Here is a 14122-nt window from a genome sequence, read left to right on the forward strand (position 1 = left end):
TCCTATTTCCCCAATTCAACATGGGAAGTTGAAACCTCCGGCCCGCGCGCATCGGTGACGCTCAGGTAATAAACCAACGGCCGGTCGGCCGGGAGTTTCGCGGTGACTTTGCCATTGGTGATCTCGGCGGGAACCGACTTCCATTCCCGCTTTTGCCAAGGCCCGGTGGCAACCGCATAGTTGAGTTGAGCTTGCTTCAACTTCTGTTTGGCGGTCACAGTAACCGAGATGGCTTCCCCGGATGTGGTCATCGGACCAAGGACCGGCAATGGCTCCCCTTTTTTCAAATAACTGTCAATAAACGTGTCCACTTCAGGAAACGTCCAGATATGCCCGTGCGGCAGCCGGACCCGCACCGAGAGCATCTTTTCGCCGGGCACCAAGTTGTAACACTTACGGTAACTGTCGAGCGGATAGGCAAAGTCGTTCGTGCCGTTGAGGAACAGAATCGGGCACTTCACGCCCGAAAGATAGCGTGAGGGATCGAAATTCTGCACCCACCGATCACGCCGGGCGGCTTCCATTTTGTCCAGACGGTTTTCTTTCCATGCGCTGTTCTCATGCAGAAAGCCGCAACCATACACCGGCACGGCCGCCTTGAAGCGGTTGTCCAACCCGGAGACGATGCAGGTGAGATAGCCGCCCCAACTGATGCCGGTGACGGCCGTTTTGTCCTTGTCCACCTCGGGGAAACTGGCGATCATTGTGTGCCCGCGCAGAACGGCAGCGACGGCGTGATAGGTCCACATATCTTTGGCGGTCTTCTCGTCGAAATCGCGGAACTTCGGCTCATCTGATTGATCCGGCCCCCCGTCCGGGAGCCAGTCCTTTGGCCCCTTTCCCGCAAGATCCATCGCGAGGGCGCAATACCCGCGTGCGGACCAATGCTCGGCCCATTCGCGGAACGCCTTCCCGCCGCCCCCGTGAACAAGAACCACCGCCGGGAAGGGGCCATCGCCCGTCGGTTTGGCGTAATAGGCAAACACCCGCGTCGGCTTTCCCTGATAGGGTTCGCCGGGGTAATAAACCTCGCGGGCCTTGCCGACCGTTTCGCCCCACTCCGGTTTCACCTCGGCTTTTTGCAGAGCGGGGATATCCCAAGGGCCGGTGAACGGCTTGGGAGCGTCGGCCCGCGAAACCGTCGCCGGGACAAGCAGAAGGAGGCTGACAAAGAAATATTTCGAGAGAGGATTTCGCATTCGGATCTCGGGGCCGGAGCTTGGCGGTTGATTGTTGAAAAGTACCCGTCGGCGAACCGGATTGCCAGAAGATTTCCGGTCGGGATTTTAACATTCGATCCGGTATTGCTCTCTTGCGGATTTCTGTTATCACGCGGCCGGATGCTTGATGGAATTTGGCGGGGGAAGTTGCGCAAGGAAGCGTGACCCCGCGCCCGGACTCTTTTCGGGGGAGAAGACGATGGACCGTCGCGGTTTTTTCGGATCGGTCGGCACGACGATGCTTGGCTCCATGATGCTGGCCGGTTGCCGCAGCGGACCATCGGGCGAAGTGCTTACGGACGACAAAAAGGATCTGGTGGGCAGCACGGCCGCCGGGGCCGAAATCTACAAGCCGCTGATCGACGAAGCCTTGGGCAAGTTAGTCGCCAAGCAAAGCACAATCACGGGTGTGCAACCCGCCGGAGCCGGGCTTCCGAGAAAGAGAATCTGTTTTGCGGGTTTGAGGAACAAATCGTCCGAAGAACTGGGAGATTTCAAGGATCAAATTGTCGATATCCTCGACACCAAAATCAACGGTTCCGGTGTGTTCCAGCAAATCAGCAGTGAGTATGTCAAATCAGGGCTTGTTGCGGCGGGGCTTAGATTCGATCAGTTGTTCCAGCCAGAAAGTCAGCGAAAATTCTTGGCGGTGATGGAATCGCAGGGCCAGCCGTTTGATTATTTTCTCTTCGCCAGTGTGAACTCCGGAACTACCCCGGGAGCCGGCGGAGTGACGCAGAAAGATTACCAACTCTCGCTGGAACTTATCAACATCAAGACAGGCGAGATGGAGAAGGAATCGGCCTCCATGCGCAAAGCATACCGCCGCTAATCGTTTCGCTTGCCGCTTGACTCGTATGCTCGCCCGGCCGGAGATCACCATGTTGCGATCAATCCCCAAGTTTGTCCTGTCGGCCGCCCTGATTGGCAGCGGTTGCGCCACGCACACGGACCGGCTGGAGGAGATTCGCAGCGCGTATCATTCGGGGAATCTCGACGAGGCCAAGGCGAAAATCGACAAGGCCATCGACGGCCATAGTCGGGAAGCCGACGTGCTGAAACTCGACCGGGCGACCGTTCTCCTGACCGAAGGGCAGCCGAAGGAGGCCGAGGCTCTGTTCCGGGAGGTTCGTGACCGGTTCGAGGCGTTGGAAGGCAAAGACCTCGCCGAAGGGGCGTTGGCCATGCTGACCGACGACCAGCAATTGGCCTACGCCGGGGAAGACTACGAGAAAGTGCTGATTCGCCTGATGCTCTCCCTGAGCAACCTGATGCAAGACGGCTCCGACGCCGGGGCATATGCGTTGCAGGTGAATCAGAAACAGCAGCAAATCATCGAGACTTCCAAGGCCAAGGACGGCAACGGCAAGAATCTCAAGGAGAGCTACAAATACGTCCCGGCCGGGGCTTATCTGCATGCCGTTCTGCGGGAAGAAACCCACACAAACTACGACGACGCCCAGCGGGCCTTTGAACAAGTCGCCCAATGGCAGCCCGACTTTGCCCCGGTGAAGCAGGACTTGGAACGAGTCAAAACGGGCCATCATTCGCAAGCCGGCAACGGCGTCGTCTATGTGTTCACGTTCGTCGGTCGCGGTCCCCGCAAAGTGGAGAAGATGGAAATCGTCACCACGGCTGCGCTGTTGATCGCCGACCGGATCATCAGCGCCTTGGGCAAACAATCCCTCCCGCCGACCATCGCCCCGATCAAAGTGCCGGTGGTGCCTCGGCCCATCAACAGTATCGAAAGATTAGCCATCTATGCCGATGGCAAGCCTGCCGGCCATACCAGCACGATCACCGATATCGGATTGATGGCCAGCGAGCAATCAGCGGCCACGCTGCCCGACACCCTGGCTCGCGCTGTCGTGCGTCGTGTGGTCAAAAAAGGCGTGATTTACGGCGTCAAGGAAGCCATTCACACCGACCAGAATCAGATTTCCAGCCTCGCCCTCAATGCCGCCGGTGTGCTGTGGGAAGCCACCGAATCGGCCGACACTCGTTGTTGGGGGCTTCTGCCGGACAAGATTCAAGTGCTGCGAATCGAACTCCCCGCCGGGGAGCATCAACTGGCCCTGCAACCGCTTCACGTGAACGGCTCCGGGACGCCGATGGCTCCGGCCGAATTAGTGAAAGTGAGCGTTGAAAACGGCCGCAACACTTATGTGCTGGCCAATTTCCCGGAAAACCGACTCACGGGCAAGATCGTGACGAACCGGCCGGGGAAGTGACCGTGAAGCCGCGACGCGGAGTCTTCGGAGCGGAGCGAGGACTTGTCGGGTCGGACGATTGCCCAAACAGTCGGCGATTTCACTCGGAGAGTTCGCGCTCCGCTCCGAAGACTCCGCGTCGCGGCTTCACGTCTTATGCGATGATATCCTTCACCACTTTGCCATACACATCCGTCAGGCGTTCGTTGCGGCCCTGATGGAAGTACGTCAGTTGCTCGTGATCCAGTCCCATCAGGTGCAGGATGGTCGCGTGCAGGTCGTGCAGGTGCACTTTCTTTTCAACCGCCTCGAAGCCGAACTCATCCGTTGCCCCGTAAGCCATGCCCCCTTTGACGCCGCCGCCGGCCATCCACATCGAGAACCCGTAGGGGTTATGATTGCGGCCCGGTTCGCCCTTGCCCTCGCTGAAGGGCATTCGGCCGAATTCGCCGCCCCAGATGACGAGGGTTTCGTCCAATAGGCCGCGACGTTCCAAGTCGCTGAGCAAAGCGGCGATGGGCTGATCCACTTCCTTGCCGTGCTGCCCGTGGTTTTTCTCGATGCTCTGGTGGGCATCCCACGTGTCTTCGAGGTGGCCGCCGCCGGAATAGAGTTGGACGAAGCGGACGCCGCGTTCGACGAGGCGACGGGCGATCAGGCAATTGCGGCCAAACTCGTCCGTGGGTTGCTGGCCCACGCCGTATGCTTCCAGCGTTTGCTTGGTTTCCTTCGCCAGATCGACGGCCTCGGGCGTCGCCGACTGCATCCGGTACGCCAGTTCATAGCTGTTCATCCGGGCTAGCAGGTCGCGGCCGCCGGGGCGGGCGTCGAGATGTTCCTGATTCAGCTTGGCCATTAGATCGAGTTGTTCCCGCTGGGCGGCCCCGGAGAGATGGGCCGGGCCGCGAAGATCGAGGATTGGGTCGCCGGTCGGCCGGAACAGCATGCCGGAGTAGGCCGCCGACATGAAGCCGCTGCCCCAGTTCGGCTGGCCGCTGATCGGGCCGCCCCGTTTGTCCATCAGCACGACATAACCGGGCAAATCTTGGTTGGCTGTGCCGAGACCGTAGACTGCCCAACTGCCGAGGGACGGCCGGCCGATGAAGGTCTTCCCGGTGTTCATCGCCACCAAGGCCGAACCGTGGGCGTGGCTGTCCGTGTGGCAGGAGCGGATCACCGCCAGTTTGTCCGCATGTTCGCGAACCTTGGGGAAGAAATCCGAGACGGGCAGGCCGCTTTTGCCCCCCGGTTTGAACGGCCGGAAGGACGGCGTGAGAAACCCCATCTTGCGACCGCCGGAGTTGATGAATTTCTTCCCCTCCGGCAGCGGTTGTCCGGCGAATTTTTCGAGTGTCGGCTTGGGGTCAAAGGTGTCCACCTGCGAAGGACCGCCGTTCATCATCAGGAAGATGCACGCCTTCGCCTTCACGGGAAAATGCGGCTTCTTCGGCGCCAACGGCCCGGCCGGGGCGGCTTCTTTGCCGAAGGTGAACCCCTCGGAGGCCAGCAAACTGGTGAGGGCCAGGCCGGCGAAACCGCCCCCCATTTCCCACACAAACTCACGGCGGGTTTGCCCGCATGGAAAGAACGATTTCATCGAATGTTCCCCGTCAGTTGTCCGGCCTTCACCACGCCGCCCTGCATCACCGCCACAAACCGCGAGCGGTCTTCCAAAACTGAAATATCCCCGACCACATCGCCATCAACCACAAGAATGTCGGCCAGTTTGCCGGCTTCCAAAGTGCCAATCTCGCCGCCGCGCCCCATGATCTCGGCCCCGGTCTTCGTGGCACAACGGATGACTTCCAACGGGGTGAAACCCACATGGCGCACAAAGAACGTGAGTTCACGGGCGTAGTCCCCGTGCGGGTTCCATCCGAAACCGTAATCACCCCCCATGCCCAACCGGCCGCCGGCCCGGAGGATCATCCGGGCGCTCTCGGCTCCGGCTTCGAGAGTTTCCTGATGACCGTCAATCACTCGTTGCGACAGGCCAAACTCCGGGCCGCGCTGGACGCTGGCGAGTTCAAAGTACAACGCCGGAACCACCGGGACGTTTCGGGCCAATAACAGGTCGAGGGCTTCCTGATCCATGAAGGTGCCGTGTTCGATGGCGTCGTACCCGGCCCGCAGGGCGTTCTTGATGCCCGCGTTGGCCCGGCAATGGCCGGTGACTTTCAGCCCGTGGTTATGGGCTGTCGCCACCACCGCGTGCATTTCTTCAAAGGTCATGCAAAGCGTGTGATGGTCGTTCGCATCCGGGGCAGCAGCATCTCCGGTCGGGTAGGTCTTCACCCATTCGACGCCGTCCTTCACCAGTTTCCGCACGGCCGACCGGGCTTCGTCCGGGCCGTTGACCAGCAGCACCAAGCCATCCATGCCGATCTTGCGGAAGTCCGGGTTCCAATCCATCAACCCGCCGACGCCGCAAATCTCCCGGCCGCTGGCGGCCAGTCGCGGGCCGGTCGTCACCTCGTTCTCGATGGCTTTTTTCAGCCAAACATCAATGTTGAACAAACTGCCGCCACTGCGGGCGGCCGTGTATCCGCATTCGAGGGCCAACCGGGCGTTGCTGGCCGCCAGCAACGTGACGTATTCCACCGGATATTTGATGTCGAGATCTTCGAGGGCCGCGACGTTGAAGTATGTCGGGTGAAAGTGGGCCTCCACCAAGCCTGGCATGATCGTGCCCCCCTTGGCGTCGATCCGGCTCGCCTCCGGGGGAACCGGCGGACAGCCTTTCGCCGGGCCGGCGTAAGCGATCTTGCCGTCTTTCACCAACACCGCCCCGTCGCGGATCGGTGGCGAACCCGTGCCGTCCGCCAGTTGGCCGTGATGAATGAGCGTTGTTCCGGTGGCGAGTTTCATGACAGCGACTCCAAAAACGGCAGAACCACCTTGGCGACCGCCTCCGGGTGTTCGCCATGCAGCAGATGCCCGCAACCGGGAAAATTCACGAGATATCCTTCCTTGAAGGAACTCGCCAACGAAGAGGATGCCTCGGCCGACATCATGCCCCCGGCCGCGGGATCAGCCGCGAGCAACAAAGCGGGACAACGCACATCGGCAGCCGTCGCAACGGGGTCGTAGCCGTGCAACCATGTCCCGGCGATTGGCGTTGTCATCGTCTCCGGGTCAAGGTCGGCCAGACAGGACGCGAGGAAACGCAGGGCCGCCGGGTTGCGCAGCTCCCCGAGGCGTTTGCCGTTGGGCATGATCGTCTCGGACAGCGCCCGAACACTGTGGACGATGTCCCGGTTGCCCGCCAATTGTTGCATCACCCGCCAAGTGACGGCGTAACCCGTCTCGGAGATGCCAACGAGCATCTGGGCCGATGGCGGGTCTTCCAAAACAATTCCGCGAACCAACTCCGGACATTCGGCGGCCACGCCCATCGCCACCAACGCCCCGAGTGAATGCCCATAAAGAACCGTCGGCCCGTTGTTGAACGTCTTCAACAATCGCACCGCATCAGCCACGTAATCGGGCACATGATACGCCCCCGGTGTGCGGGCCGATTGGCCGTGCCCTCGGTGGTCGATGGCCGTCACGCTCCAGCGCGGTGTCAGCCACGGCAGCAAGGTGGAAAAGTCCCGCCAGCATCGGCCGAGGCCGTGCCAAAGGATCAGCGGCGGCCCATCCGAGGGGAAGCGGGCGATGTTCGAATTCGCAAACAGTTCTTCACGCATGGGGGAATCAATCGACGTACAGAAACTCGTTCAGGTTCAGCAACACATGACACAGGGAGGCCAGCGTTTCGGTGGCTGCCTCCGGCCGGCCGGCGAAGGTCTTTGATTGTTTCTCCAAATGGGCCATCGCCGCTTGAATTTCCGTGGGGCGGGGCGTGCGGCCCAACACCAGTTGCCATGCCTGCCGAATCTGTGCGTCTTGGCCGGAGGTTTCCTTGAGAATTCGTTTCGCCAGAATCCCGCTTTGTTCATGCACGAAGGGGTTGTTCATCAACGCCAGCGCTTGCGGGGCAACCGTCGTGACATCTCGCTGGCAGGAGGGGAGCGTCGTGTCGGGGAAGTCGAACGTCGTCAGCAGCGGAGGAAGTAGGCCCCGCTTGGAAAAAATGTACACGCTACGCCGGGTTTGCTCGGTCGGCGGCGATGGCTTCCACGCGGCCGACTTGGTGGACAACCCTTCAAGGGCATCGGGCGGGATGACCGGGGAGAAACTCAGGCCGCCGCGTGGTTCGAGTTTGATTTGCCCGCTCGCGGCCAACAGCCGATCACGCAACGTCTCCGCATCAAGCCGTTGCCGTTCGGCCCGCCACCAGAGGCGGTTCCCGGCGTCGGTTTTGGCGTATTCCTCTTGTTGCGGATGGATCGAGCTTTGCCGATAGGTTTCCGAAAGGAGGATCAGCCGATGGAGCGGTTTGGTCTTCCAACCGTTGGCCATCAACTCGGAGGCCAGCCAGTCAAGCAATTCCGGGTGGGTCGGCTTTTCGCCGGTTAGGCCGAAGTTGTCCGGCGTGCGAACGAGGCCGAGGCCGAAGTGGTGTTGCCAGACGCGGTTGACCCATACGCGGGCGGTCAGCGGGTTTTGCCGGTCGGTCATCCAGTTGGCCAGTTGCAACCGGCGATGCGTCGTCTTCGCGCTCTCCGGCGGCGGGGCGAACGGCTTGTCCAGCACGGCAATCGTGGACAGGTGCCCCGGTTCCACGACCGCCCCCGGCCGGTTCGGATCGCCTTTTTTCAAGAGCTTGATGGGCGGAACCGTCCGGCCGCGATCCGTCCAACCGTGGACATCGAAGCCGAGAACTTTGGTGCCTGGGCCGCCGAGATGGTCCCGTGATCCCGGCTCAATGTAACCGCTCCAGAAAACGGAGGCCATCCGGTAATAATCGGTCTGCTTGATTGGGTCGAACTTGTGGTCGTGACAGCGGGCGCATTTCACCGTCAGGGCGATGAAGGCGGTGCCGGTGGCATGAACCATGTCTTCGAGCCGGTCATACTTGTACTCGTTCGCGTCGTTCGGCTCATCGTTCCAGGTGCCGAGCCGCAGAAAGCCGGTGGCAATCACGCTTTGTTCCGTGCGGTCTGGTATTTCATCCCCGGCCAGTTGTTCCCGGATGAAGCGATCCACCGGCATGTCCGCGTTGAAGGCATTGATGACCCAATCTCGGTACTTCCAAATATTCGGCTTCACCTGATCGCGTTCGTAACCGCACGTCTCCGCATAACGCACAATATCGAGCCAGTGCCGGCCCCAGCGTTCCCCGTATTGCGGCGAATCCAACAATTTGTCCACCAACTTCGCCTCGGCCTCTTTGGACGGGTCGTTGGCGAAGGCTTCCACTTGCTCGAAACTCGGCGGCAATCCCAACAAGTCGAAATAAACCCGCCGGATAAACACGCGCCGGTCGGTCGGCGGGGCGGGGGACCATCCCTTCGTCTTCAAACCCGCCCGGATAAACGCATCAACGGGATTGACTCCGTTTTCCTTGGGGACCGGCGGCCGGGTGATCGGCTGGAAGGCCCAATGCTTCAACCGGGGATCGTTGGCGGCGGGGGTCGGAATCTCCGCGTCACCCGTCCACGGCAAGCCATCGGCCACCCATTTTTCGAGCGTGGCAATTTCGGTGGCGGGCAGTTTCTTCTCGGGCATTTTCAGATCGCCCGCGTGATTCACCGCCTTGATGAGCCGACTTTCGGCCGGTTTGCCGGGAACAACCACCGGGCCGCCCTCGCCCCCCTTTGAGATCGCCGCCCGCGAATCGAGCCGCAACCCGGCCTTGGCTTCCCGCGAACCATGACAGCCAAGGCACCGCTCCGCGAGGATTGACCGGATGGCTGATTTCTCCTCGGCCATCGCCGGAGACGCCAATAGAAACGTGAAGAGAACGACGAGAAATGACAATCGGCGGGACATCATTGGCTTCGCGGGAGAGAATGCGTGGCCTCATTAGAACAGATGACCAGTGCCATGTACACGGCCCACGTGGCATTTTTCCAGCCAAGGCAACCTCACCCCCCGGCCCCCTCTCCGAAACGGAGAGGGGGAGCAAGCGGGCTAAAGACCTCAAAATGTAGGTCAGGCTTTCTAGCCTGACGAGTCTGTCAGGCTAGAAAGCCTGACCTACGGGAAGAAGACTTCCACTCGTTTGTTCCCCCTCTCCGTTTCGGAGAGGGGGCCGGGGGTGAGGTTGTCTTTCTCTTCGTAAGATGACCGGCAACAACCTCTCCATAGGAGTGTTTCATGCTGCGTTTGTTCTGCCTTCTTGTCCTGGCCCTGCCGATGGCCCTCGTCGCCGACGAGCCGAAAACCAAGGGCAAGACCATTGAATTGTTCAACGGCAAAGACCTCACCGGCTGGGGCTATCCGAAGGGCGCCCAGTTCGACGGCAAAACCGAAGCCGATGATAAACGCTACACTGCCAAGGACGGCATGATCGTCGTCAATGCGGGCAAAGGCATCAAGCAACTCTGGACGACCGCCAGTTTTCCCGGTGACTTTGAATTGACCCTCGAATTCCGGGCCGCCAAGAACGCGGACAGCGGCTTGTTCATCCGGGGGCCGCAACTTCAGGTGCGCGACTACCTCGTCGCCGGGCCGTACAAGATGTTGAAGAAATACAAGCCGCAAGACTGGAACGAGATCGTCGTGGTTGTCAAAGATAATGTCGCCCATTGCACTTGCAATGGCGAAGTGCTGGAAGCCGCGTTGAAAGTCCCGGCCACCGGCGGCATCGGCCTCGAAGCCGACCGCGACCAGATGGAATACCGGAACATCAAGCTGACCCCGCTCAAGTAATTCTTTCTCCGATTCTCACCAAGGAGGGCATCATGCCCGTTCTGACCGTTGATGGTGTTGGTTCCTTTGAAATCCCCGCCGGCAAAAAGCTCGTCCTGGCCTTGGAGGACGAGGCGAAGATCGATCAACTCCACGCTTGCGGCGGCAACGCCCGCTGCACCACCTGCCGGGTGGAGTTCCTCGCCGGGGAACCGGAGACGAAGACCCCCGGCGAAGCCGCCGTGCTGGCCGCCAAGAACGTGACCGGCGTCCGGCTCAGTTGCCAGATCCTGTGCGATCACGACATGACCGTAAAAGTCATCAGTCGTCTGGCCGGCAGCGGCCGCGTCGACGCGGGCAAACGACCTTCTGACACGTTGTGATATTCAACAACCGTGAAGCCGCGACGCGGAGTCTTCGCAGCGAAGCGCGGACTTCCTGCGTTCAAATGCTTGCGGATTGAGCAAGCGATTGATACATGTTGTCCACGCGCTCCGCTGCGAAGACTCCGCGTCGTGGCTTCACGGTTTTTCCTTTCAGGTTTATGGAGAAGACGCCCGATGAGCTTCGAGGCCACCATCCACATCGACGGCGGTTCCCGCGGCAATCCGGGGCCGGCTTCCTATGCGGTCGTGTTGAAAACCGACGACGGGGAAGTCATTGAGGAATCCGGGTTTCTCGGGCAGGCGACGAACAACGTGGCCGAATACACCGGCCTCATCAAAGCCTTGGAACTGGCGTCCAAACACGGCTTCAAATCAATTCACATCAACAGTGACAGTGAGTTGCTGGTCAAGCAAATGGCCGGGGAGTACCGCGTCAAAAACGAGGAGTTGAAAGCGCTCTTTGACGAAGCCTCGGCTCTGCGCCGAAAGTTCACGAAGGTTAATATCACCCACGTTCGACGGGAACTCAACAAGCGGGCCGACGAGCTTTGCAACATCACCCTTGACCGCCAAGAGGGTAAAGAGCCCAAGGGGGCAAAAGTCGTCACGCCCAAAGCCGTCAAACAAGTGACGGCCATCAGCGACGGCCGGGTGCGGGGCGATTGCGTCGAGTGCCTCGAATCGGCGAAAGCCTGCTGGCAACGCGGCGACCCGTTGCCGGATGCCGCGATGGTGTGGGATCAACTCTGGAGCATTCTCGAAGAGGCCGGCGTTTTGCGGAAATGAAGACTCAGACTGTCAAATGACAAAGCCTGTCTGATTAGTCGTCCATTTCCTTATTCGTCTTCGTCGGCATCTTCTTCATCATCAGCGATTGCATCCGGTTGGTATTTGGCTTTGCCAAAGGCGAGGACCGGCAGAAAGAACATCGGCATCAGGATCAGGCCGACGGCGAAGCCGGTTGACCGGCCAAAGTTTCGGGCGAGGCCCAGACTCACGAAAATCCATGCGATGCTGTTCACCCCCGGCACGAACATCGCAAACATCAATAACCAAGCCTTGGGCAAACCTTTGACGGCCATCGTCATCACATAGAACACATTGACGCCGGGAAGCAGGGCGTAGTAGCCGGGATAGCCCGCCCGGTTGAGCAATTTCACCCACACCACCAACACAAAAAGGCCAAACAACCCGAATGGGATGAGGATGAATCCAAACTTCTTGAACACATATCCGACAATGTAGCCGGTGGTCTCCCGCCCCACCATCCCGTTGATGGTGCCTTTCGGTGTCTGGTATTCATACTTCGCGTAGGTATATTCGCCCTGCGACATCTCGGTTGTCTGGAAATCGACATTGATGGGCGGGGGTTGGTCAGGTGTTGTGTCGCCGGGCGGCGGGGTCAGGCTGCCCCGGACGTGATAATTTCCGCTCCAATTCCGGCTGATGCTGACCGAGCGATTCCATCCAATCCGGGATTTCCCGTCGTAGCTGTTAAAGATGCCATCCACCGAGCGATCCAGCTTGGGCCGCGCCAACTCATCGCCAATCCTGTCGATGGCAAAATAAGCCCCGCTAATGATCTCGGCATAAATCACCAAGCCAAAGACGGCGAAAATCAGGTGTTGGGCCAAGGGAGGCCGATAGACCGGGGCTTTAAGGGCGGGCATGTCGAGTCCGATTCGTGAGGGGTTTGTCTGACAGTCCGGTAAGTCAGTAGGCGAATTTATGGATTTTCCCCGACAGACGCCATCGCGGCTGCGAAAGCAGCGGCGGCTATTGTTAAGTCATGATGAAGGCTCTTCGTATTTCATTTGTCCGTAAGGATTTGCAAGAAAATAATTTTCCGTTGTCACAACTCACGGCACCCTTTGTAGGGGGGACATGAAACCTCTCCATGCCACACAAAGGGCCGTCATCATGAAAAGCTCTGCTCGCAAATCCGTTTCAAATCGTCGCCGGTTGGGTCTTGAGTGTTTGGAAGACCGGACCAATCCGTCCGGGAATGTCAACGTCGCTGTCGTCGCCGGGGATCTCATCGTCACGGGGGACGGCAACACCAATGGAAATGTGTTCACCATCGCGGAGGCGGGGGTCGGCAATTTCACCATCACCGGCAACGGAACCACGGTGAACGGGGCCGGTTCCATCACCACCGCCGGCGCCGGACTGGGGATCGTCACTCGGGACGTGAAAATCACCCTCGGCAACGGCGGGGACAGCGTGACTTACACCGGGAGTTTCCAAATCCCCAACCGCGATGTGATCGTCTCCCCCGGCGCCGGGAACGACACGGTGAATTTTTCCAACTTCTTCGCCCGCAACGTCACGGTGACCCAACCAGCGGGCACCTTTGACGCGGACACAACCACGTTGACGGGGATGAAGTTGTCCGGCAGCGTGAGCGTGTCCGCTCAGGGAGGGGCCGACAACACCACCGTCAACGGCAGCATCGCCGGAGGCGTGACGATCACCTCCAAGGACGGGGCCGACAATGTGAGCGTCGGCGGCCGCATTGGCAAGACGGTTTCCGTGACGAACACCGCCGGAACGACCGGGAATGTCGTCCATATCGACAACGCCTCCTTGGGCGGGGCGCTGGTGGTGTCGAATCCCAGCGTGGCTCAGTCCGTCGTGACGGTCAGCGGCTCTTTGGTCGGCGGCACCGCGACGATCAGCAACGGCAGCGGCACCCAGTTTGTCACTTCCACCACTATGAACGGTTCGGTTTTCTCGCAGGCCGTTTCCGTCAGCGGCGGCACGGGCTTCGACCAGTTTAACGCGGGCGGCAGCATTTTCTCCAAAACATTGACGCTGTCGCTGGGCGACGGCAACAACGACGTGGAAATGAGCAACGGAGCCATTGTGTTCGGGGCCTTCCGGGCCACCACCGGGACGGGGAACGACACCATCAATTCCAACACCGGGGCCACCTCTTACCGGTCAACGGTGACGCTTGTTGTCGGCTCCGGAAACAACACAGCGAATTTCAGCGGCACCAACGTGAGCCAGGCGTTCAGTTATGTCGGCGGCAGCGGGAACGACTCTTTTGTGACGAGCGACAACAACACGTCGGAAACTTTCGGCGGCAATGTGTCCTTCACCGGGGGTGATGGAACCAACAGCGTGACCATCTTGGGCGCGTCTACCACATCACGCACGTTAATCGGCGGTTCGTTCTCTTATTCCGGCGGTTCAGGAACCGACACGCTCGGCATCGCCTTCACCGGGATTTTGGGGGCCACGAGTGTCAATCTGGGAGCGAACAACGACATCATGTTCACAGACGACAGCGACTATCTTGGGGCGTTTTCCTTCAACGGCGGGGATGGGGATGACCAATTGCTGATTGATGCGACCACAACGGCCGGATTCAATAACACGGTGGAAATGCTCTCGTCGTTCACGGCGAATTTCCTCACCGGGATCGACACCATTCAATTGGGGGTTGCGAATAGCGCCGGCAATCAAGTCACGGTCTTCGGAACCTTGGCAGGGGACTTCCGCACCGGAGCCGAGACGCGAAACTTCCTCAACGCGGTTCACCTGGGATATCCGACCTTCTGAA

12 protein-coding genes are annotated in these 14122 nt (G+C 59.9%); 6 read left to right on the forward strand and 6 right to left on the reverse strand.

The genetic code is table 11. The annotated features are described in order from the left end of the window. Positions 1 to 2: 2 nt before the first annotated feature. Positions 3 to 1199, reverse strand: a complete 1197-nt coding sequence (locus BGIM_RS0121880) for an alpha/beta hydrolase family protein (RefSeq protein ID WP_020471869.1) — start codon at positions 1197 to 1199, stop codon at positions 3 to 5. A 220-nt stretch (positions 1200 to 1419) separates the two neighbouring features. Between BGIM_RS0121880 and BGIM_RS0121885 the strand changes: the two genes are divergently transcribed. Further along, a complete protein-coding gene (locus BGIM_RS0121885) occupies positions 1420 to 2052 on the forward strand; it encodes a hypothetical protein (protein ID WP_020471870.1) in 633 nt (210 codons plus the stop codon). Positions 2053 to 2101: 49 nt separating this feature from the next. Then, on the forward strand, positions 2102 to 3451 hold the full coding sequence (locus BGIM_RS0121890; RefSeq protein ID WP_020471871.1) for a COG3014 family protein: 1350 nt from the start codon (positions 2102 to 2104) through the stop codon (positions 3449 to 3451). 133 nt (positions 3452 to 3584) lie between these two features. Here the strand turns inward: BGIM_RS0121890 and BGIM_RS0121895 are convergent, their stop codons facing one another. Genes BGIM_RS0121895 through BGIM_RS0121910 form a run of 4 tightly spaced genes read right to left on the reverse strand, consistent with a single transcriptional unit; the run spans position 3585 to position 9310 of the window. Continuing rightward, positions 3585 to 5027 (reverse strand): DUF1501 domain-containing protein, encoded by a 1443-nt coding sequence (locus tag BGIM_RS0121895; protein WP_020471872.1) that lies wholly within the window; start codon positions 5025 to 5027, stop codon positions 3585 to 3587. Continuing rightward, positions 5024 to 6298 (reverse strand): amidohydrolase family protein, encoded by a 1275-nt coding sequence (locus tag BGIM_RS0121900; RefSeq protein WP_020471873.1) that lies wholly within the window; start codon positions 6296 to 6298, stop codon positions 5024 to 5026. Before BGIM_RS0121900 ends, BGIM_RS0121895 begins: the two co-directional genes overlap by 4 nt. Further along, positions 6295 to 7119, reverse strand: coding sequence for an alpha/beta fold hydrolase (locus BGIM_RS58000; protein ID WP_020471874.1), 825 nt, complete (start codon positions 7117 to 7119; stop codon positions 6295 to 6297). Before BGIM_RS58000 ends, BGIM_RS0121900 begins: the two co-directional genes overlap by 4 nt. 7 nt (positions 7120 to 7126) lie before the next feature. Continuing rightward, on the reverse strand, positions 7127 to 9310 hold the full coding sequence (locus BGIM_RS0121910) for a PSD1 and planctomycete cytochrome C domain-containing protein (protein ID WP_157369335.1): 2184 nt from the start codon (positions 9308 to 9310) through the stop codon (positions 7127 to 7129). Between the two features lie 324 nt (positions 9311 to 9634). Between BGIM_RS0121910 and BGIM_RS0121915 the strand changes: the two genes are divergently transcribed. From BGIM_RS0121915 to BGIM_RS51750, 3 genes are all read left to right on the forward strand, one after another. Further along, complete coding sequence (locus tag BGIM_RS0121915) at positions 9635 to 10189, forward strand: 3-keto-disaccharide hydrolase (protein WP_020471876.1); 555 nt, start codon at positions 9635 to 9637, stop codon at positions 10187 to 10189. 32 nt (positions 10190 to 10221) lie between these two features. Continuing rightward, a complete protein-coding gene (locus BGIM_RS0121920) occupies positions 10222 to 10551 on the forward strand; it encodes a 2Fe-2S iron-sulfur cluster-binding protein (RefSeq protein WP_020471877.1) in 330 nt (109 codons plus the stop codon). 177 nt (positions 10552 to 10728) lie between these two features. Then, positions 10729 to 11340, forward strand: coding sequence for a ribonuclease HI family protein (locus tag BGIM_RS51750; RefSeq protein ID WP_020471878.1), 612 nt, complete (start codon positions 10729 to 10731; stop codon positions 11338 to 11340). A 50-nt stretch (positions 11341 to 11390) separates the two neighbouring features. On the opposite strand, the gene BGIM_RS0121930 is transcribed toward BGIM_RS51750, so the two are convergent. After that, a complete protein-coding gene (locus BGIM_RS0121930) occupies positions 11391 to 12224 on the reverse strand; it encodes a DUF5684 domain-containing protein (protein ID WP_020471879.1) in 834 nt (277 codons plus the stop codon). 250 nt (positions 12225 to 12474) lie between these two features. Here BGIM_RS0121930 and BGIM_RS0121935 point away from each other — a divergent pair, with 250 nt between their 5' ends. Then, positions 12475 to 14121, forward strand: coding sequence for a beta strand repeat-containing protein (locus BGIM_RS0121935; protein ID WP_157369336.1), 1647 nt, complete (start codon positions 12475 to 12477; stop codon positions 14119 to 14121). The last annotated feature ends 1 nt before the right edge of the window (position 14122 follow it).

Source organism: Zavarzinella formosa DSM 19928 (genome assembly GCF_000255705.1).
Lineage (GTDB): Bacteria > Planctomycetota > Planctomycetia > Gemmatales > Gemmataceae > Zavarzinella > Zavarzinella formosa.